The organism is Spirosoma lituiforme, from assembly GCF_054776635.1.
Map to the genome: position 1 here is coordinate 948,381 of NZ_BAAHBO010000001.1, position 20,807 is coordinate 969,187.

The window sequence follows — 20,807 nt, forward strand, 5'->3', positions numbered from 1 at the left end:
AAGTGTAACCGATCAATCAACAAACAGACCAGTCCTCCGCTGCACGGCTTTCCTGGATGATGTATATTGATTGTTAAAACTATATACTATGATCAACGAAAGTTTGCCTACCACAGCTGCCCTTGACACGTATACCCCCATTAAGCCATTTACAGGATACGTGGCCGTGAGTCATGCCTTAATGCAACGAGAGGGATTTGCCGACTTCCTGTTCGACAATTTCGAAATGATCCGGGATTTGACCACGAGCCGGGATAGTTCGATGGGACTGAATCGGTTCGAGATGCAGTCGATTCGGTTCACGAAAGGCTACGGCCAGTATAAGGTTATTGTGGAACGCACCCTCAACGGCGACTTTGTTATCGGTTCCGTACGAAAGGTTGTTTGATAGAGCATCCTACTGTCAGTCAAAACGTTTCCTTACACCTTGTTGCTTATTTCTTTTCCGTTCATCCGCCGTAGACAACGCCCCGGCCGGATGAGGTTCGGGGCGTTCATCATTCGTTGACAGCTGTATTTAGTCAACCAAGATCATCGGGCAGAGCTGCATTGATAAGAATAATAACCGTTCCCTCAAAGATCATAAAAGTCTTCTGAATAGGGCTATAGCTTTAGAGAAAACCTTAACAGAATCCACATATGGCTTTCTTTAAATTCAAAATAGAATCTTACAAAGTCACCTCGTATCAGTATAGTACCTGGGACTTTACCAATGAAATTAAAGTGCTCAGTGAAGTGATGCCGTTTGGAGCCCGTTATTCCGCCCAACTTATTTTTGAGAAAGATAACAGCTACCAGTCTGATAATCGGCTCGGTTACGTAAAGCTACCACCAGCCAGTAAGCCCGGTTCAATCACGGAGATTGTCGTGGAGTGCAACAAGGAAAACTTCCCGGGATTTTATCAAATTCTGAGTACCGAAAAACCCGTTTATCTTTTTATTGCCTACGAAGACAAGCTAGCGACCAAGCCCGCGAATAGCCATTTCATCTTTCAAATGCAGCTATCAACAGACACAGAGCTACCCGGTGATTTTGAGAAATAAGCCCCTGCCTCAAGCGACGTACTACCAGGAACCGTAACGCCTTTTCTTCCTCATTTGTATCCCACTTTTGCACAATGCAAAATTCAGCACTTTAACATGTTGATTATCAAGCAACAAAAAAGCCATTCCTCAAGGCGGGAATGGCTTTCGCATTTTCTTAACCTAAACTAAGTCCGTACTTATGTAGAATATATGAGGTAATATATATGAGGTATGTCCTGCCATTTGGCGTTACCTATATCCTACATCATATAGCCTATATCATTTTCTAATTGCCTGATTTCACCCGATCCTGTTCCGCCGATGTAGCCGAGTTGCGTTGACGGGCGCTTTTAACGTTCTGATTTCCGAACCGGTAGGTGAACGTTAACATGATCCGACGGCTCTCCCAACGCGATCCGACCCGGAAATCAATGTCCTGCACCATGGCCCGGCCTCTGAACTGATTCATCCAGAAAGGATCGTTCACATTCAGCTTCAGGTTGGCTTTCCCATCCATCAATTTCTTCTGAACCCCGATACTGAACGCGCCCATTGGCTGTGCCCGGTAAAAGCCGTATTGGGAAGCCGAATTGTACCAGCCTGACACCTCGGCCGACAGCGTTTTGCTCAGCGTAAAATTGTTGGATGTGTATAGATTGAACGCCACCAGCTTCACCTGGTAAGGGGTATCAGAGTAAACCGTCTGGTAATTCTGGTAGTATGTGCTGATGTTATTCTGCATGCGCCACCACTTTGTAACGGGCACCGGGAAACTCATATTCAAGCTTAGATTATCCAGGTGACCCAGGTTTTCGGGCGTTACGTAAGTGATGTTCTGGGCGGCAATCTGCCGGGGTGTTTCCTGGTTGATGAAATCCGTTGTCCGGCTGAAGCCCAGTGTTGTCGAAAAAGCGCCTTTAAAAACGTGTGTCAGCTCAACCGAATTGGTGTACTGAGGCCGTAAAAACGGGTTTCCCTTCTGATACGTGTAGGGGTCCAGATAGAACACGAAGGGGTTCAGATTCTGGTAATCAGGCCGGTCGATCCGGCGGCTGTAGGACAGGTTCAGCACGTTATTCGTGTCCAGTTGCCGGGATAGAAACACCGTCGGAAACAGATTCAGGTAATTGCGGTCAACCGTCTGGTTCAGCGTGACCGATGTGCCCGTCGAGTGCGTGTGTTCGGCCCGTAGTCCCGTCTGGATTTTCAGCTTGCCGACTTTACCCGCGTAGTTGATGTAGGCTGCGTTGATGTTTTCATTGTATTTGAACTGGTTCGACCGGCTGGCATCGAACAACCACTGCCGGGTTTCCTGTTGCAGCGTATCGTAAATCGTGTTGTTGTCCGCATCGACAAAGCTGCTCTTTAAACCGGCTTCAAACTTGCTGCCGTTTTTCATTGGGTGCACGTAATCCGTCTTGAACGCCAGGATGTTAATGACCGACGGCATGTTGTTGCGTACATCCTGACTGGGGCGGTTCAGCGTATTGTCGGGATTATAATAGACTGTACTCAGGTCGTTTCTGTTCTGCCCGCCGTAGTGAACGTAGTCGGCATCAAGTGTCCACTCCCGCCCTTTCCCGTCAAAATCGTACTTGTAGTTCACGTTACCCGTCACGTTCGACATGTATTCACGGGCGTCGGTTTTAGTCGTAGGGCGGCTGGTAAGCTGCCGGTTTTGATCGCTGATAAATGTGTTGTTCTGCCCGTTCGAGCGCCAGTCATTCGAGAACCCATTGAACAGCACCCCGATTGTGCTTTTGTTACTCAGGAAATAATCCAGACCGGCTTTGTACGAATGCCCGACAAACTGGTTCGGCCGGAACGAATACTGATCGAAGTAGGTCGTTTTGCCGTTGTACGGAATGGCCCGGTTGATCTCGTTTGTCTGGGCGCTCTGCCGGTTCACGTAACTGTAGTTACCGAACACATTGACCTTGCCTTCGCGGTGGTTCAGGTTCAGCGACGTATTGAATTTGGGGAGATCGTCGCGGGCACCAACCAGGCTGTTCACCCAGCCATAGCCCGTACCGATGATGAATGTACCGTTGGTCCCGAAATTCTTGTTCTTTTTCATCTTGATATTGATGATCCCCGAGTTACCGGCCGCATCGTATTTGGACCCCGGATTGGTTATGATCTCGATACTGGCAATGTTATCGCTGGGGGTATTCTTGAGTAAGTTCGATACCTCCTGCTGCGACAGATAGGTTTGTTTCCCGTCGATGTAGACGATCACGCCCGCTTTTCCCTTCAGTTGAATCTGGTCATTCTGCCGGTCGATGGTGACGCCGGGCGCTTTTTCCAGCACTTCCAAGGCAGTGTTTCCGCTGGCGACAATGCTGTTTTCCACGTTCATCACGGTACGATCTACCTGTTGCTCAATGAATGGCTTCTGGGCAACAACCTTTACTTCGGTCAGGCTTTTGGTTTCGTCACTCATGGCCAGAGCAGGAACGCTGGCCGTTGGGTGAGCTTCATCAAGAGTGAACGGTACGCTATACGTTTTGCGGTATCCTATCTGCTGAGCCGCCACCAGGTAGTTACCGGCACCAACGTTTTCAAACGCATATTTCCCATCGACGTCACTGATCGCTCCTTTTACCAGCGTAGAATCTTTCGCTTTCAGCAGCATCATCGTTGTAAATTCAAGTGGTTTCCCTGCTGCAGAACCGACTTGTCCGTTTACGGTACCCCGCGTCAGGATTTGGGTAAATCCCGTTGATAGCGTGAATAGAAGTAAGAAAGAGGCCAGTAGACTAGTTTTCATAGAGGTTGACTTTTTGGAAGGTTGCGATGTCTCTTCTCAAGTACATGGCAAAGGTAGGTAGTGTGTATCGCAAAGTACCTGTTCTTACACAAGCGGTCTGAACGGCAGGATAAGCGGATTTTAATCAGGGATTAACTTAACAGGGAGAGATTCAGCCAAAAGACATCGATGAAGTCCGTACTGTTGCATGTCCATATACTTTTTATTTGTACTTTCCGGCAACACGTACGTAAGGTTATTCATGGAAGTACTCTATACAATCTGGGGGTTGTTCAACATTGGACTAGGCATTGCCCTACTTGCTGTTTCTTACTGGAACTTTCGCTTTTTCGCGCAACGGTATGGTGCACTGGCAACGGGAATCCTTTTTCTGCTAACGGCCTCCATGTGCCAGTCACCAACGTCCAAGCCGCAAACGGGCCCCAATCCGAGTTTTTCTGTGGCCACTGGTATTATTCCTGAATTCTCTCCCGATCGGGCGCGGTCGTACCGGGCGCGTCTGGCTGACTTGGGTTCGTGCCAGCTAGGGCAGCATATTACACTCTACCGAAAAAACCAGTCCGATTCGATTCAGATCACCAGTGCCGTTTACCTGACGGGCTTTATATCCGGTCTTTTATGGACGCCGACTGTAGCCTTCGCCAATGCTGGCCCGGATCGACGTATTCGTTACGGGGCAGCCGGTACACTGGAATGGCGGTTGCTTGGCATGCCAGTGTACCACCAGTTAAAGCAGTTTTCGGCCAGTGTATCCGTCGACAGTTTGTCGGCCTTCTGATTCGACGGATAGAATTTTGATTCCGAAACGCACCATCGGTCCGCCCAATCTCGAAAAGCCGGGCCTAGATTTTGATCCCTACGGCCCATACACTGGCATCTGGCCCTTGGCCGGCGCGGAATGGACTGGCGGGTTCGTACCGGAAGAACAGTTTTGACGTACTCCGGAAACCCAGTTCCGTAGTGAGTCCCCAACGCACAGGGTTCAGGTTGTAGGAACCGTGCGTCCGAACGGCCGAGCCGCCCTCTGGTTTCACTTTGGTATAACTGTCGAGTCGGATACCGGCATACGCACCCACGCCCAGTGTTATTCCCGACCGGAACACAACATTAAGCATTACCGGCAAATTCAGTTGAGTTGTTACAAGTTTCGACTTACGCAGATCCACATCGGCTTGCTCAACGCTCAATTGGCTGTTTCGGTTGACCAACACGTTTCTGTTTTCGAACATGAAGTTATTCCAGGCCACTTCGGGGCCGGTTATCAGCCGAAGTTTGGTTGCGCCATTCACCGACAGCGGAATTCGTTTTTGCCAGGACAACGCCACGAAACGGGAGCCAATCGGCCGAAAATCATAACCCGCTGGCAGCGACCCACCGAAGTTGTTGATGCCCAGATAAACGCTGAAATCAGACGTGATCCGATCCATGGCTCTCCGGCAACGGGTCGTAGAAACCGTCGAATCCGAGTTAATAATAACCGTAGTCGTTTGGGCGAACGAAGCCACGGAGGCAACCAACAACGCTGAGGTGAGGAGGTGTTTGATCGTTTTCATGGTTGTAGTCGATAATAGAGTTTAGGAAAATTGACGTTGCTTTTTATTCAGGTTGTATTCTTCTGTGGTATTTGACAGGAAGATGTACGTTCGGTAGGGCCAGGTTGCATGCCTATCAAAAAAATTTACATTTAGTTGGTTAACAAAACAATACACTACGCATAACCACCTAAAAATCAGACGATCAATCAATAAAAATAGCCACTTCGTTTAAGTGGCTATTTTTATAAACAGGCTGTCGTGGTATCAGTCTACTCCTCTTCACTGTTGTTCAGTTTGGCCAGCAACCCGTATCCCCCACGAAGCACGATCGGCGTCTTTTGGGGGTCGATGCCGGGAGGAAGCGTAACAGCGGTGTACCCGTTTTCATGCACGCCCGTTTTGAGTTCTATCTGTCGGAAATGATAAACAGCAGCCTGGGTGTCCTTACGATCAAGCACATAAATGTATGACTTACCGCCATAGTCGATGATAGCCGTTTCGGGCAGGGCGGTCAGGGGCTGCGTTTTCACATCGACCTGTGCCGACACGTAGGCCCCCGGAATGTAATCGCTGGCGGTGCCTTCGGGGTGAGCCAGTACCGAAATGGTCCGATCCGCTGCGATGGCTTTACCGATCAAAAAGATGGTTGCCCGACGATTGGGTACCTCTTCGCTCCCGATGCCAAAACGAACGTTCTGTCCACTGTGGATGCGGTTAATGTCTTTCTCGAAGATGTTCAGCCGAACGTGCGGGTGATCAACGTTTGTGATCTGCACCAGTACATCGGCGGGGTTCACAAAACGGCCATTGTTAACAGGCACGTCGGTCACGTACCCCGACACGGGTGCGGGTACCGTAATCGTGCGGGTCATTCGGGCGGGGCTTAGCGTAGCCGGATTGATACGCAGAATCGCCAGCCGCTGCCCCATGCCCGCCAGTTGCGCCTGTAAACTCTGCCGGCTGGACCGAACTTGCTGGAAAATCTTCAGGGCATTGACGTTATCACGGCTCAGTTCCTCCTGACGGGCATATTCCAGATCGGCATACTCCAGCTTGGCTTTGGTATCCAGATAATCCTGCTGCAATTGAATAAATTCGGGGTTTTCGAGCACAACCAGTGTCTGGCCTTTCCGAATACGCATGCCCGGCTCAAGCTGAATCTGACGAATGTAGCCACCAACGGGCACCGACACCGACACCATGTTCTGGGCGGGTACATCAATGGCCCCGTTTACTTTTAAGGTGGTGCTTAAGGACCGCAACGTAGGCTGGCCCAGGGCAATAGCAGCCATCGTATACTGAGCCTGCGTCAGCGAAACAACAACCGGACCCGCCGGTGCATTCGTCGCGCTGGAATCTGTTCCGCTCGCCTGCGGTTTTTCATCGGTCTTGTTCTGCCCCTCTTCCGACGTTCCTGTGGACTGGCAGGCCGTGGTCCAGACGAAAGCACTAATGAGTAGGGCGAACAAATGAAGTAGCTGTGCTGATTTTATTGGTAAATTCATGGGAATGCGAGAGAATGGCAAGGGAACTAGAGGTTGCCCAGTAAATAGTTGATGTAAAGAACCGCTTGGTTGTACTGATTCAGCAGATCAAGGTGGTTCGATCGGATGGTGAGTGCTTGCTGAAGAGCTAGCGAAAACTCAACGTACCCAATGTCACCACTGCCGAACGCCCGACGGGCATTAGCCTGAATCAGGCCAGCCTGGGCGAGGGCGTTCTGTTCATAGTACGCCAGTGCATCGCGGTACTGCTGGTATTGCTGTACCGCCTGAATCAGTTGCTGGCTCAGGGCAAACTGTTGCTGCTGCAACTCGGTCTGGGCGATCTGCTCTCCAATTCGGGCTGCATTGATGCGCGCCTTCTGAGCCTGCCCCAGTAAGGGCAACGAAATACCAACCTGCCCCCCCTGAAACCGGTAGCCCGGCCCAAAGTACAATTCCTGTCCATCAATTAGTTGATTACCCACCAGTGTCTGCGTAAACAGCCCCACCAGAAAATCCGGTTTCAGCCGCGCCTGTTCTACCAATCGGGCTTGCTGAGCCACCCTGATTTGCTGGGTCAGTTGGCGCAGCAACGGGTTTTGCTTCAGACTAGCGGTATCAACGGCCAGTTGAAGCGTCAGTTTGGTCAACGGCTGGTCTATTACATCAACGGCCGAGGGGCTGTTCAGTAAGGTCTGCAACCGGGCACGCGTCCCTATCCGGTTAGCTTCGTTCTGCGCCAGTCGAACCTGCTGATCGGCCCGCTGACTTTCGGCGGTTGCCTTTTCCAGACTTCCCGTTTCACCCGTACGGAAGCGGAGATTGGCCGCCTGCACAAACTCACTCAGCAACGTATCCTGCTGCCGGAACAAACGGCTTTTCTGATACAGGTATGCCAACTCGTAGTAGGCCGATCTGACTTGATACTGCACGTCGTTGCGTGTCACGAGTACCCCCGCTTCCCGGCTAGCCACGGTCTGATCGTTCAGGTCAGCCAACCGGCGCATCAATCCTGGATTTGGAATCGATTGCGTCACCGTCAGGTTATTGTCGAACCGGCGGCTGTTGTATTGACCCATCAGAAGTGTTGCGGACAATCGTCCGGCGTCGTAGGCGGTTCGGCGCAGGGCTTGTTGCTGGGTCACGCCCAGCCCCGCAATCTGGAGTTGTGTATTCCGGCTGCCGGCCTGCTGCAATGCCTGATCCAGCGTGATCGTTTGCATCTGCACACTCTGGGACCAGGCCCCCGTTGACGCGAGCATCAGCAGGATAACGGTAACCACGGCAGTCGTTTTTTGCGAAGCGGCTTTCGTTTCTTTTTCCAGTGCTTTCTTTTCCATCAGTGAATAGAGTATAGGCAACACGATGAGCGTGAGCAGGGTAGCCGTGAGTAAGCCCCCAATAACGACGGTGGCCAGCGGCTTTTGCACCTCCGCCCCGGCCGAGTTGGAGATAGCCATGGGAATGAAGCCCAATGATGCCACCAGAGCCGTCATGATAACAGGACGTAACCGAACCTCGGCCCCCTGCCGGATAATTTCGGTCATGTCCGTCAGACCTTCCTCGTGCCGGAGTCGGTTAAACTCGGCAATCAGGACAATACCGTTCAGGACCGACACGCCGAACAAGGCAATAAACCCGACGCCAGCCGAGATACTGAACGGCATGTCCCGCAACAGCAGGGCGAAAACACCCCCGATAGCAGCCATAGGAATGGCCATAAAAATGAGCAGACTCTGCCGAATGGAACCGAACGTGAAAAATAACAGGGCGAAAATGAGGCCCAGGGCAATGGGAACGGCAATGGTCAGTCGCTTTTTGGCGTCGACAAGGTTTTGAAACTGTCCGCCATACGTGGTATAATAGCCCGGCGGATACTTAATCTGCTGACCGACTTTTTGCCGAAGCTCGTCCACGATGCTTTCCACATCGCGCCCCCGAACGTTGAAGCCCAGGGTAATCCGCCGGTGGGTGTTGTCGCGCTGAATCTGATTGGGCGCCTGCTCCATCGTCACCGTAGCCACCTGACCAAGCGGAATCTGGCCACTCGGCGTGGCGATGTACGTATTCCGAATATCGTCCAGGTTCTGCCGCTTGTCTGCCGCCAGCCGCACAACCAGATCAAACCGCTTCTCTCCTTCGAAGACGAGCCCGGCCGACTGGCCCGCAAAGGCGGTGTTAATCACCCGGTTTACGTCCGACACGTTGAGGCCAAACTTAGCGATCTGCGCCCGGTCCAGCTTGATCAGAATCTGCGACAGGCCGCCTACCTGCTCGATGTACAGGTCCTGCGCGCCCTTGATCGTTCGAACAATCCGGCCTACATCGTTGGCCAATCGGGTCAACTCTTTCAGGTCTTCCCCATAAATTTTGAGGGCTACATCCTGCCGGGCACCCGTCATCAACTCATTGAATCGCATCTGAACCGGCTGCTGAAAACCAAACGTAACGCCGGGAATAACCGACAAAGCGTCTGCCATCTTAGCCGCCAGTTCATCGCGGGTTTTGGCCGATGTCCATTCACTTCTAGGTTTGAGAATGACCATCTGGTCGGCCGCTTCGATGGGCATCGGGTCCGTAGGAATTTCGCCGGAGCCGATTTTGGCCACGACCTGCTCGACCTCCGGAAACTGCTTCAGCAACACCCGCTCGGCTTTTAGCGTCGCATCCACTGTCTCGGATAGCGAACTACCCGTCAGTGTACGCGTGTCGACGGCAAAATCCCCCTCGTCCAGTTGTGGGATAAACTCACCCCCCATCCGGCTGAACAGAAAAACCGCGACCGACAGCAACGATACCGCACTCACCAGAATGAGTCGTCGATGTGTCAGCGCACGCAATAGAACGGGTTCGTAGAACCGATAAACCCGGTTCATAATCTTGTCCGAGAACGTCTCTTTGTGAACGATCGTTTTGTTGAGCAGCAGCGCCGAAATCATGGGCACATACGTCAGCGACAGAATGAAGGCCCCCAGAATGGCGAAGGCCACCGTCAGGGCCATGGGCCGGAACATTTTGCCCTCAATACCGGATAGCGCCAGAATGGGCAGGTATACGATGAGAATAATAATTTCGCCGAAGGCCGCCGATGAGCGAATCCGGGCCGCTGACAGGAACACCTCTTCGTCCATTTCGTCCTGCGTCAGGGTCTTATCCTTATTGCGCAGGGTAATGTGGTGAAGCGTGGCCTCGACGATGATAACCGCCCCGTCCACAATCAACCCAAAGTCAATGGCCCCCAGGCTCATCAGGTTGCCCGACACGCCGAACAGGTTCATCATGGCAATGGCAAACAGCAGCGCCAAGGGAATCACGGAGGCTACGACAAACCCGGCCCGGAAATTACCCAGCAGAAGCACCAGCACAAAAATTACGATGGTCGCTCCTTCCAGCAGGTTCCGCTCTACGGTACCGATGGCGCTGTTGACCATTTTTGTCCGGTCCAGAAACGGCACGATCATAACACCTTCGGGCAGGGTTTTCTGAATCTCGGCAATTTTGGTTTTGACCCGTTTAATAACCGCTGACGAGTTTTCGCCCTTGATCATCATCACCACTGCGCCAACCGTTTCGCCGACCCCGTTGCGGGTAACGGCTCCGTACCGCACCGCCGACCCCAGTTGCACGGTAGCTACATCCCGAACACGCACCGGTAAGCCTTGGGCACTGAGCCGAATAACAATGTCGCCAATATCACCCGGCGAGGTAATCAGCCCCTCGGACCGGATAAAGTAGGCATTCGGTTTTTTATCGATATACGCCCCGCCCGTATTTTGGTTGTTCTGTTGCAGGGCATTAAAAATATCGGTAATGGTGATGCCCATACTCCGCAGCCGGTCGGGATCAACCGCAATTTCGTACTGCTTTAGGAGTCCCCCAAACCCGCTGACATCGGCCACACCGGGTGTTCCCAGCAGCCCCCGCCGAATGGTCCAGTCCTGAATGGTACGCAGGTCGGTCAGGGAGTATTTCGATTCGTATCCTTTTCTGGTCGTAACGGTGTACTGAAAAATTTCGCCCAGCCCCGTCGTAACGGGTGCCATCACAGGAGTACCCACCCCGGGCGGAATCTGGCCCACCACGTTCTGAAGCCGCTCGGCAATCTGTTGTCGGGCCCAGTACACATCGGTTGCATCGGTGAAAACCACCGTCACAATAGACAGGCCAAAGCGCGAAAACGAGCGCAGTTCGGTAATATCGGGGATGTTGGACAAGCTGACCTCGATCGGAAAGGTCACCAGACGTTCAATGTCTTCGGCAGCCAGCGATGGACTGCTCGTAATCACCTGTACCTGGTTGTTGGTGATGTCGGGAACGGCGTCAATCGGCAACTGGGTAACTGACCAGCTACCCCAGAGAACCAGCGCGAGGGAGAACAGGCCAATGATCAGCTTATTGCGGATGGAAAACCGAATAATGGCATTCAGCATGAGAATGGGACAGAATTAAGAAGTGATCAGCCTCTGCTGGCCCGGAAGCGCCTAGGACACAACGGCGACCAACACCCAATGGCGTTAAGCACAGACTGAGGGAAACAGGAAAGTAGCCCGAACAACGTAGCACGCGTACCCGTATGGGCACAGTGGGGCTTACAGAATCAACCGACGGCCGTTCGGGGTGGATTGATGAGCGAGAAAACCGACAGGAATGAGTATAGATCGGCTTTACGGAAAAAGACCGCTTTGCTGGCCAGAATGGCCCCAACTACTGAAGAAACGTGCAGTCGGACGGTACCGGGCGAAAAGGCGGGCAGCGTATGCCCCCCCGCAGGCAAATTCTGGTGGCTGTGCTTGGGGTGTTTCTGATGTTCTGAATTGGCCCCGTAGTGCATCGCCAGGAAATCAATGAAACCTAACTGATCATCGGACGCGCGGTGCTGCTTGTAGTGTTGCATCAACTCGACCCACTTGGCCGACTGGTCAATGCTGAAGCCAGGGAGCAAACTGCTTCCCAACATCAGACCAGCCAGTAGTAATGCAACAATCGACTTCATACAAATTGCCTTTCACCCCAATAACGCCGAATGGCTCCCAAAGTTTCTCAACCTGATTGACGCTCCCTAATTTAGAACGAGTCAATGGTTTGCAGGAGCGGATATTGGCCTTTCCTCCTGGGTCGTGTCCTCACGAACTGGCGACCCGGCTGACACCACATCCGAAATCAATTAACGGGCAGGTAAATCAGAAACGTAGTGCCTTCGCCCAGCTGGCTGACCGCCGTGATAGCCCCGCCATGGTTAGCCACTACTTTTTCGCAGATAGCCAGGCCGACGCCCGTACCAGCGTACTCGCTGCGCCCGTGTAGCCGCTGGAATACCTGAAAAATCCGGTCAATGTACTTTTCATCGAAACCAATTCCATTGTCGGTTACCTGGATGCAGTAATACGCGACAGCCTCCCGGGCAGGCTTGACCGAAGGGGGCAATTGCTTCGCCAGAACGCGTTCATGCTGAACCTGAATATGGGGCGTTATACCCGCTTTCCGAAATTTCAGCGCATTGCTTAGTAAGTTCTGAAACAGCTGCCGCAACTGCGACGCATCACCCAGAATAGTCGGTAGGTCATCGATCAGGATTTTGGCCCCGGCCTGCTCAATGACCACTTCCAGATCATCCAGTACTTCGGTAACCAGCTTGCTTAACCGTACGGGTGCCGCTTTTTCCTGCCGAGTTGAAATCTGCGAAAAAGACAGTAAGTCTCGGATCAGCAATGACATCCGAACAGCCGCTAGCTGCATTCGCTCCAGATGACCAGCCCCGTCGCCTAACTGACTGCCATACTGGGTTTTTAGAATATCGCCGAAAGACTGAATTTTCCGAAGCGGTTCCTGCAAGTCGTGACTGGCAATGTAAGCAAACTTTTCCAGGTTATCATTCGAACGACGGAGGTCATAATTGGACGCTTCCAGCTCTTTGGTGCGTATCCGGACCTGCTCTTCCAGGTTGGCTGCCAATTCTTTCTGTTCGTGAATATCCGTTGCGGTTCCCACCCAGACGGTGATGGTCCCATCTTCGTCACGAATCGGTATAGCCCGGTTTAAATGCCAGCGATAGGTCCCATCCGACCCTCTCCGATAGCGGTTTTCTACGACAAAATTGGTTCCATCGGTGAGCGACTTTTGGTACGCTTCTAGGGTATGCGACAAATCATTGGGATGCACCACGTCTTCCCAGTTGATAGCGGCTGCCTGTTCGGTCGCCAGACCGGTATAGTCATACCAGCGCTGGTTGAAAAAATTCATTTTCCCGTCGGGCGTATTGGTCCAAGTCATCTGCGCAATGGCCTCCATGAGCGTACGGAACCGCAATTCGCTCTCTTCAATGGCCCGGCGGGTCAGCACCTGCTCGGTTACGTCGGTGGCCATGCACATAATGGCGTACACTCGGCCATCGGTATCATGCAGGGGCTTGTAAGTAAAATTAAAGTAATAGCGTTTCAGTACGCCGTCCACCACAATATCGGCGGCAGCTTCCTGGGCAGAATATTCGATGCCACTAACGTACACGTTATCCAGTATGTCCAGAAAAGGCTGACCCTCCAGCTCGGGGAGCGCTTCGAGGAGGGGTTTGTTCAGAACGGTATTGCCCTTGCCCCAAAACTTAAGCATGGGTTCATTCGGCATTTCAATAACCAGATCCCGGCCAACGAATAAATTCAAGGCAATAGGAGCCTCTTCGATCAGGTTACGAAACCGTTGCTCACTTTCCTGTAGTGCTTTTTTCGCTCTTACCTGCTGCGTAACCTCGGTAGCCACTACAATGATGCTAGCCGTTGCATCAGTAACATCGTAGGCGGGAGCATACACGAAGTCAATGTATGCTTCTTCCAGTTTCCCGTTCCGGTGCAGCCAGGCCAGGGTCTCGAAGCCATAATGGGCATTTCCCGACCTAAAAACCTCCGCCAACAATCGGGGAAATTCCTGCCCTTCGATTTCAGGGAGTGCGTTGAGCAGGGGCAGACCGATGATCGACGCATCTTTTCCCCACAGCTCCAACATGGGTAAATTGGCCGTTTCGATGACCATGCTGCGCTCATTGAGTATTCCGATGGCCACGGGTGCCTGGTTGATCATTCTCCGGAAACGTTCTTCGCTGGCCCGCAGCTTGCCTTCGGTTGCCACCCGGTCGCTGATGTCGTTGGCAATCACCAGCAGACCGTGGGTTTCCTCGAGGGCTTCGGCAATTCGGGTAACATTCACCTGCACCCATCGCTCGGATCCGTCTTTCCGAATGTACCGCTTCACCAGGCTGATGTAGTTCCGGTCGCCCCGCGTAAGCTCCCCGAACAGCCGACGGTTTTCGTCCTGATGATCGGGATGCGTTAAGTCGAGAAAATTAAACGTGTATAGTTCCGGGGCTGGGTAACCCAGCAGTTGGATAAAGGCCGAATTGGCCAGGGTGAAATTACCCTTCTCATCGGTGAACGACATGCCTACCGACGCATTGTTAAAGGCAATCGAGAACCGTTGTTCAGCCTCAAGAAGCGCCTTTTTCTGCTCCTTCGATTCGGTAATATCCAGTGCTACCCCCGAAAGGGATACCGGTTTGCCAGCCGAATTGAACAGGTATTGCCCGATTACCTTGACCCAGTGTACGGATTTGTCATTCCAGATAAAACGCGCTTCATAATGTATAGTATTGGTTTGTTCCGCAATCGAATAAGCCTGATCGCGGATGGAGCGGTCATCGGGATGGAGGTGATCGATGAATGTATTTCGGGTTACGGGCCCCAGCTCTTCACCCGTAAATATTCGGGCCAGAGAAGGCGAATAGAGCATGTGATTCGTCTCAACATCAATCGAAAACGAACCCGAGCCCGAACTTTCAATAGCCATTCGGGCCTGTTGTTCCACCAAAGCGGCCCGCTCCTGAGCAAGCACCTGGGCCGTAATTTCCTGCGCTACGCCCGAAAAGCGGTGGGCCTCCCCCGTATCGGTAAAATGAGTTTGCCCGATAAACCGCACCCAGCGCAGCTTGCCATCTAAAGTACTGATTGTCCGGAACGTGGTGTCGTATTGCCCACCGGATTCGGGATTTAAGGCCCGCTGCACTTCGTTGTCAATCCGCTCCCGATCATCGGGGTGGACATGTTTCAGGGAGTCGGTGTAGCTGAGATCACCTTTGACCCAGCCCAGCAGTCGTTCGCAGCGCTCGTCCCAGCTAGCCAGATTCCGGGCCGGATCGAACGACCAGGTACCCATCTGCGCCGACTCCAGCGCAAAGCGAAGCCGTTCTTCGCTTTCGTTTCGTTGCTGTTGCAGGGCAACCCGCTCGGTTATATCCTGCATGGCGCCCACCATGCGCACGGCACGGCCTTCACGATGCACAACGTACCCTCGGTCCAAAACGGTAGCCGTGGTACCATCGGCACAGAAGAATCGGTATTCGGCCGACCAGTTTGTACCGCCCCCGTCAAGTACGCGATGAATACTACCAACGACCCGGTCTTTGTCATCCGGGTGAATATGAGCATACCAGAATGTCGGCTCACTCGTGTTATGCTGCAATTCGTGGCCGAACAAGGTTTTAAGTCCCTCATTCCACCAGATCGTATCCCTGTCCAGGTCCCAATGCCAAACCGCATCACTGGTGGCTTTGGCGAGCAGGTCAAATAATTCGCTGGTTGTTACTAAATCGTTTGTCAATGGTTAGGCCCCGCAATCTTGATAAAACTCTCCCAGCGCTAAAGTTAAGAAAACAAAAACAGGCAACCATTCCCTGACAATGGTTTTACTGCCCACTGGGTAATCCGCAATTAGGCGAAACTATTTACTGTCCGTGTATACATACGCGGCTAGCCTGCTTAGCTGTTGGCTGAGTACCCGCTGGCGGCTCTTCATCTGCGCCAGATGCCGTTGGTAAAATTCAAGCATATGTCCGTTACGGCTAAGCATGGCCGATCGGGCAGGTTCGGTGTGAACCTGGTAGTCAATAGTCTGAGCGCACGTTTTGGTAACGCGAATCGCTTTTTCAAGGTGACGTATGTACGCTTCCTGTCGTTGTATCTGACGTTGGACATGAGCAATCAGCCAGTGTTCATGAGCCGGAACTGATTCGCTCGGTATGGGTTCTTCCCTTTCCTTCTCCCAAAGCGGACTCGCTGCGCTGGGTAACGAGTCGACATCGGCATTGACCCGATTGATTAAATGAATCAATTGATTTTGGTCATCAGGTTTAGCCAGATGGATAAACTTAGCGGCTGCACTAAACAAATAATGCTCCAGCAGCTGATGAAACGGGTCAGAAGGGGTTACCATTTTTTGGTTGGCTGGAAGGAGTTAAGGCCGAATCACTCCGAACGCGTGCTTGCGATTCAATGAATTTACCCGGCGTGTGTGGTTGATAAACGGCGAGTACACGGCCAGAAACTGGTTTGCTGAAGCTCGGTGAGTGGGTCCATGTCATAAACTGACTTCTCCGGTTCCGCCTTCATTGCCGGATGGCAACGAATTAGCCATTGGGTCGACATTGCTTCACCTGATGACCGGAACGGACTTCATATCGAATGAGAATCACGCCATAATAACAGTCCTGGTACTATGAATAAAGGCAAATTGAGCAAAACGGTAACGGGCTATTTAGCGAACGGTACAGTTTACTGCTTCTCAAACAAAGCTTCGCTCACGAACGGATCATTGACTGGCTGCATTGGGCACTCTCTTTTGCAAATGGCTCGGCAATTCCCGCTCTGTCAGCGAGTTTTTATTTCGCCAGAGCGTTGTCAATCCATAAATTGGTTGATTACTGACGGTTAACGAACCGCATTAAGCCGCTTCAACAACCTGGCGGTGACGTACTGCGCAGGCAGTATGTTTGCGTGTTGTACCTGGACGCTCTTAATGTAGGCAATCAGTTTTGACTCAATTGATTGATTGGACGAGTCATTAGCAGAGAAGAGATTCGCGTCGGCCTTCATAGGCAACAAAAGTAAGTAACCCTCTTTTTCCTTATTCGGGAAAAAGACCCAATTACCGGGGGGTGAATCACCCTTTTGTAACCTGGTTGCGCCATTTACCAAATTAAGGCTATACACTGAGCGTAACGGCAACCGCGGTGAGTCTTTATGACTGATTGTGTTACAGCTTCCTCATGCTCATTTTTTACATACCCTAAAAATGCCTCATCCTGCTGTGGGATGTTCATTCCTGATCAGAAACGAACACCCCACAGCAGGATGAGGAAACGAAAAGCGTCTGTTAGTTGAACGCCTTTTTGAGGGCATCGGCGGCTAAGGCCTGCGCCTGTTTAGCCTCGGGTAACACGGTTGCCATCCCAAAGAACTCATGAGTGACACCCTCGTACCGTTTGTAGGTGACGGCAACACCCGCAGCCTTAAGTTGATCGGCGAGTAATTTACCCTCCGTTTGCAAGGGATCCAGTTCGGCGGCAATCAGCGTTGTGCCCGGTAAGCCCCGCAGGTCTGCCTTAACCAGATTGATGCGAGGATCACTGCGCTGGGCGTTGTCGGAAACAGTCTGTTTCAGAAAGTAAGCCATCATTGGTTTGTCTAATGGCTTGGCCGTAGCATACTGGTTATACGAAGCACTGTTGAGATCATTACTGGCAATCGGGTACACCAGAACCTGATGAAGAGGCAGGGCTACTTTCTTATCCCGGGCCATGATGCTTACGTTAGCTGCCAGGTTCCCCCCGGCACTCTCACCCACCACGGCTACCCGCTTGGGGTCGCCCTTGATACTGGATGCATGCTGCAACACCCACTGATAAGCCGCGAAGGCGTCGTTATGCTGGGCAGGAAACTTGTCTTCAGGAGCCAGCCGGTAAGCCACCGATACCACCACTGCCCCTACCTGCTCGGCCAGCCCCTGCGCTGACGCGTTATAGGTATCTATGTCCGCAATTACCCAACCACCACCATGATAGTACACAATAACCGGGAAGGGTCCGCTACCCGTTTTAGGTGTGTATACCCGAGCGTGAATGGTCTTACTACCCTCAATAGGTATCTGTTGACCCATTGTGTCCACTTTTGGTTCCGGCATGGAAATGAAATAGTCGCGCATAACCCCCATCACCGCCATTGTGGGGGTAGGATTCAGGCGAGCTTCTTTGGGCGATAATTGCGGCAGGGGCTTAGCCTGAAAGCTGGCCAGCTTTTCCAGTACTACCTGCATTTGCGGAGTGATGGATGGCGCCCAGGCGGGCTTGGCCAGTTTAGGTTTAAGATCATCCGGGCTACCCGGCTTCATCGCCGTACTGTCGCCCGTTGATGAGGTCACCGTGTCTTTGTTATCGGTCGTTTCGGTCCGGTTATTCTGATTGCAGCCAGACAAGCTAAGTGTCGCTACGAACAAACAGCAGAGACTCAGGCGCTGAGGTAGAAATGGTCGTTGGGGCATGATACTATATAGTATTTTGTAGTCATTAGCTATAAACTTATTTAGTTAATTAAAGTTATTCTTGTTTACCTATCGGCTTAAGGTTTTACTCTATTGTCTGTACAGGCTGGTCGGCATTTTCTAACTAGTACCAACACATCGTATATGTTCACAAGTACATCTCGTCATTGGGCTTTTGCATGGAGCCTTCTGTGCCTTGTCATCACCCGGTCAACGGTTGCCCAGCAATCGCCCCCACTCGAGCCGGTATTTAAGGACAGTACCTACCAGATCACCGGCGTTGCTGTTTCTAAAACCGGCCGGTTGTTTGTCAATTATCCATACTGGACGGACACGTACCGTTACGCCGTGGCAGAAATAGGCAAAGACGGTACGGTCAAGCCCTACCCCAGTGCCGATTACAACACCTGGCGCGAAGGCCAGCCAGTAACAACAAATCGCTGGATTTGCGTGCAGTCCGTGCACGTCGACGCCAAAGACCGGTTATGGGTAGTAGACGCTGCCAGTCCCAAACAGAGTGGTGTTATCGGCAACGCCCATCGTCTGGTATGTTTTAATTTATCGACCAACCAGGTCGAAAAGACGTTCCCGATGCAGGGCATAGTCGGCTACGATAGTTACCTCAATGACATCCGCGTGGATACCGATCGGGAAGTAGCCTACGTAACGGAATCCAAAAAGGGAGGCATCATTGTCGTGGACATCAAAAGTGGTAAGTCCCGGCTTCTGCTCAGCGGAGACAAGTCGGTAAAAGCCGACCCCACGTATACGTTTGTTATCGATGGCCGCGAATTGCGCGACAATCTCGGTCCCGTGCGTTTTCAATCCGATGGACTGGCCCTGACGCCCGATGGGAACTATCTCTATTACAAACCACTCAGCGATAACAAATTATACCGCATCAAAACGGAGTACCTGCGCGATCAGGCCCTGCCAGCGGCTCAATTGTCGGCGCGGGTAGAAGACCTGGGCCGGGTTGCTTCCACGGATGGCATGATTATCGACCAACAGGGCAATCTCTACATGGGTGACGACCAGACCTATACGCTGTATCGCCTTCCGAGCGCTACGGCAGCCTCATTCAAACCCAACAAACAAGTACTATTAACGGATAATAACCGGCTAATGTGGCCCGACAGTTACGCCATTTATAACGGTTATCTCTACGTAACCACCTCACACATTCAACACATGGCCAAGCACAACGGTGGTAAATCTACCCGTAAACTACCCTACGAAGTACTGCGGTTGAAGATTGAGTAAACTGTTCAGCATGTCCTGGCGTACCTACACGATGTATAAGCTACCCATAAAAAACCCAGATAACTAAGTAGCTATCTGGGTTTTTTATTAATGTGACCCCGATTGGATTCGAACCAATGACCGCCTTCTTAGAAGGAAGATGCTCTATCCAGCTGAGCTACGGGACCAATACACTGGACGGGCTTTTACAAGCAGACCAATCTTCTTTTTTCACCTGTGCGTAAGGGGTTTCCCCAGCAGAAATGAGTAGAAGCGTCAAAATTACGCTCATTGACGCTATAATGCAAAAAAACTGAGCAACCAGTATTATTTTAAATTCATGGGCGGTCTAATCGTCTACTCCTTCAGTAGTTATTTCCTCAGCCGAAAAAAGCCATTTGTCTTAATCAGCCTCTGTGTGAGGCTGATTATAGGGCACCGATAACATTTACCTGACTGGAAAGTTATATGCCTATCTATGTACTTAATTCCGCAGACAGTCAAATGAGTAATAATTCTGAGAATCTGAAGGTCATTTTTTTCGAGCCGGCATCCGGGAATAAGACTGGTCGTATAATCGCCGATGGTTATTTTAGTTTCGTACCTACTTTCAAAGAAGGAGAAGAAATAAACATTGCCCTTTCCCGAAAAGAAACCGCCAACGAGACGGTGCATGATCCAATTGGGCATAAAACTCACCAGGTCGTTAAAACGGACTGGGTATTAATGATCGAAGAAGAAAGCAAAGAAGCGCTGGCTACCCTTGTCGTGTCGGTTTCGCCGATCGCTGTACAGACCAGTGTTATAGCTGAATTCCCCAATATCGTGGGTACTCATGCCTGACGGAAGATCCTCTGGACAGGGAAATCACCCTACCTGAGTTTTCTCCATTCTGCACAAATAGGGAAATAAAACGCATTTTGTCGCAAGAAACAGTTAACTTGTTGGTTGGGTAAAATACCTTGACTATGGCTAGATTCATTGAAGTAACAGTTAGTGAGCAGAATACGTTATTCGATGCAGGCCACATTGCGAGTGTGATGGACATGGCTGCAGGTTGCTACGTTTATGTGGTAGGTATAGCACAGCCATTTAACGTATCAGAAACGTACCAGGAGGTTGTCAATGCACTCAAAAAAGCACCCGATATTGCTGGATTTGTGTACTCAATTATTGATAAGGCAAAAAAAAGCAATCCATCAGCATCAGTTAGTTACTAATCTGGTACGTTGTTTTACCGATTAACGTAAAAAAATAGTATGAATCGAGAAGCCCGTTCGCATCAGAATGGGCTTTTCTGTTTAACTGCCTTTCATGTCTGAACGTAAAACCGGACACTAGTACTGATTCGGGAAAGCCGGCAAATAGTCGGCAATGGCCTGACTGCGTTGA

At 51.5% G+C, this 20,807-nt stretch carries 14 protein-coding genes and 1 tRNA gene; 6 read left to right on the forward strand and 9 right to left on the reverse strand.

The window, feature by feature from the left end:
• Positions 1–88: 88 nt before the first annotated feature.
• Complete coding sequence (locus tag ACYU87_RS04100) at positions 89–388, forward strand: hypothetical protein (RefSeq protein ID WP_461132751.1); 300 nt, start codon at positions 89–91, stop codon at positions 386–388.
• A gap of 251 nt (positions 389–639) precedes the next feature.
• Complete coding sequence (locus ACYU87_RS04105; RefSeq protein WP_461132752.1) at positions 640–1,044, forward strand: hypothetical protein; 405 nt, start codon at positions 640–642, stop codon at positions 1,042–1,044.
• A 268-nt stretch (positions 1,045–1,312) separates the two neighbouring features.
• On the opposite strand, the gene ACYU87_RS04110 is transcribed toward ACYU87_RS04105, so the two are convergent.
• Positions 1,313–3,796: an outer membrane beta-barrel protein gene (locus tag ACYU87_RS04110; protein ID WP_461132753.1), complete on the reverse strand. Its 2,484-nt coding sequence runs from the start codon at positions 3,794–3,796 to the stop codon at positions 1,313–1,315.
• A gap of 241 nt (positions 3,797–4,037) precedes the next feature.
• Between ACYU87_RS04110 and ACYU87_RS04115 the strand changes: the two genes are divergently transcribed.
• Positions 4,038–4,574, forward strand: a complete 537-nt coding sequence (locus ACYU87_RS04115) for a hypothetical protein (RefSeq protein ID WP_461132754.1) — start codon at positions 4,038–4,040, stop codon at positions 4,572–4,574.
• Between the two features lie 64 nt (positions 4,575–4,638).
• On the opposite strand, the gene ACYU87_RS04120 is transcribed toward ACYU87_RS04115, so the two are convergent.
• The 7 genes from ACYU87_RS04120 to ACYU87_RS04150 form a co-directional block, all read right to left on the reverse strand.
• Complete coding sequence (locus ACYU87_RS04120) at positions 4,639–5,349, reverse strand: porin family protein (protein ID WP_461132755.1); 711 nt, start codon at positions 5,347–5,349, stop codon at positions 4,639–4,641.
• A gap of 251 nt (positions 5,350–5,600) precedes the next feature.
• Positions 5,601–6,836, reverse strand: coding sequence for an efflux RND transporter periplasmic adaptor subunit (locus ACYU87_RS04125; RefSeq protein ID WP_461132756.1), 1,236 nt, complete (start codon positions 6,834–6,836; stop codon positions 5,601–5,603).
• A 26-nt stretch (positions 6,837–6,862) separates the two neighbouring features.
• On the reverse strand, positions 6,863–11,245 hold the full coding sequence (locus ACYU87_RS04130) for a CusA/CzcA family heavy metal efflux RND transporter (protein ID WP_461132757.1): 4,383 nt from the start codon (positions 11,243–11,245) through the stop codon (positions 6,863–6,865).
• A 167-nt stretch (positions 11,246–11,412) separates the two neighbouring features.
• Positions 11,413–11,808 carry a hypothetical protein gene (locus ACYU87_RS04135; protein WP_461132758.1) on the reverse strand — a complete coding sequence of 132 codons (396 nt, stop codon included), beginning with the start codon at positions 11,806–11,808 and terminating at the stop codon, positions 11,413–11,415.
• A gap of 167 nt (positions 11,809–11,975) precedes the next feature.
• Positions 11,976–15,458 carry a PAS domain-containing sensor histidine kinase gene (locus tag ACYU87_RS04140; protein WP_461132759.1) on the reverse strand — a complete coding sequence of 1,161 codons (3,483 nt, stop codon included), beginning with the start codon at positions 15,456–15,458 and terminating at the stop codon, positions 11,976–11,978.
• A gap of 120 nt (positions 15,459–15,578) precedes the next feature.
• Positions 15,579–16,070 carry a hypothetical protein gene (locus ACYU87_RS04145; RefSeq protein WP_461132760.1) on the reverse strand — a complete coding sequence of 164 codons (492 nt, stop codon included), beginning with the start codon at positions 16,068–16,070 and terminating at the stop codon, positions 15,579–15,581.
• A gap of 939 nt (positions 16,071–17,009) precedes the next feature.
• Positions 17,010–18,173, reverse strand: coding sequence for an alpha/beta hydrolase (locus tag ACYU87_RS04150; RefSeq protein WP_461132761.1), 1,164 nt, complete (start codon positions 18,171–18,173; stop codon positions 17,010–17,012).
• A 144-nt stretch (positions 18,174–18,317) separates the two neighbouring features.
• On the opposite strand from ACYU87_RS04150, the gene ACYU87_RS04155 reads away from it, so the two are divergent.
• The gene (locus ACYU87_RS04155) at positions 18,318–19,436 is read left to right on the forward strand and encodes an L-dopachrome tautomerase-related protein (protein ID WP_461132762.1); all 1,119 of its coding nucleotides are present in this window, start codon (positions 18,318–18,320) and stop codon (positions 19,434–19,436) included.
• Positions 19,437–19,529: 93 nt separating this feature from the next.
• Here ACYU87_RS04155 and ACYU87_RS04160 read toward each other — a convergent pair.
• Positions 19,530–19,603 (reverse strand) — tRNA-Arg (locus ACYU87_RS04160).
• 316 nt (positions 19,604–19,919) lie between these two features.
• Here ACYU87_RS04160 and ACYU87_RS04165 point away from each other — a divergent pair.
• Together ACYU87_RS04165 and ACYU87_RS04170 are read left to right on the forward strand one after the other, a co-directional pair.
• Positions 19,920–20,258, forward strand: a complete 339-nt coding sequence (locus ACYU87_RS04165) for a hypothetical protein (protein WP_461132763.1) — start codon at positions 19,920–19,922, stop codon at positions 20,256–20,258.
• Between the two features lie 125 nt (positions 20,259–20,383).
• Positions 20,384–20,635: a hypothetical protein gene (locus ACYU87_RS04170; protein WP_461132764.1), complete on the forward strand. Its 252-nt coding sequence runs from the start codon at positions 20,384–20,386 to the stop codon at positions 20,633–20,635.
• Positions 20,636–20,807: the final 172 nt, after the last annotated feature.

Coding starts and splice junctions, on each gene's coding strand:
- ACYU87_RS04165 (WP_461132763.1), top strand. CDS start 19,920: ATGAGTAATAATTCTGAGAATCTGAAGGTCATTTTTTTCGAGCCGGCA.
- ACYU87_RS04145 (WP_461132760.1), bottom strand. CDS start 16,070: ATGGTAACCCCTTCTGACCCGTTTCATCAGCTGCTGGAGCATTATTTG.
- ACYU87_RS04130 (WP_461132757.1), bottom strand. CDS start 11,245: ATGCTGAATGCCATTATTCGGTTTTCCATCCGCAATAAGCTGATCATT.
- ACYU87_RS04100 (WP_461132751.1), top strand. CDS start 89: ATGATCAACGAAAGTTTGCCTACCACAGCTGCCCTTGACACGTATACC.
- ACYU87_RS04150 (WP_461132761.1), bottom strand. CDS start 18,173: ATGCCCCAACGACCATTTCTACCTCAGCGCCTGAGTCTCTGCTGTTTG.
- ACYU87_RS04125 (WP_461132756.1), bottom strand. CDS start 6,836: ATGAATTTACCAATAAAATCAGCACAGCTACTTCATTTGTTCGCCCTA.
- ACYU87_RS04105 (WP_461132752.1), top strand. CDS start 640: ATGGCTTTCTTTAAATTCAAAATAGAATCTTACAAAGTCACCTCGTAT.
- ACYU87_RS04115 (WP_461132754.1), top strand. CDS start 4,038: ATGGAAGTACTCTATACAATCTGGGGGTTGTTCAACATTGGACTAGGC.
- ACYU87_RS04170 (WP_461132764.1), top strand. CDS start 20,384: ATGGCTAGATTCATTGAAGTAACAGTTAGTGAGCAGAATACGTTATTC.
- ACYU87_RS04155 (WP_461132762.1), top strand. CDS start 18,318: ATGTTCACAAGTACATCTCGTCATTGGGCTTTTGCATGGAGCCTTCTG.
- ACYU87_RS04120 (WP_461132755.1), bottom strand. CDS start 5,349: ATGAAAACGATCAAACACCTCCTCACCTCAGCGTTGTTGGTTGCCTCC.
- ACYU87_RS04110 (WP_461132753.1), bottom strand. CDS start 3,796: ATGAAAACTAGTCTACTGGCCTCTTTCTTACTTCTATTCACGCTATCA.
- ACYU87_RS04135 (WP_461132758.1), bottom strand. CDS start 11,808: ATGAAGTCGATTGTTGCATTACTACTGGCTGGTCTGATGTTGGGAAGC.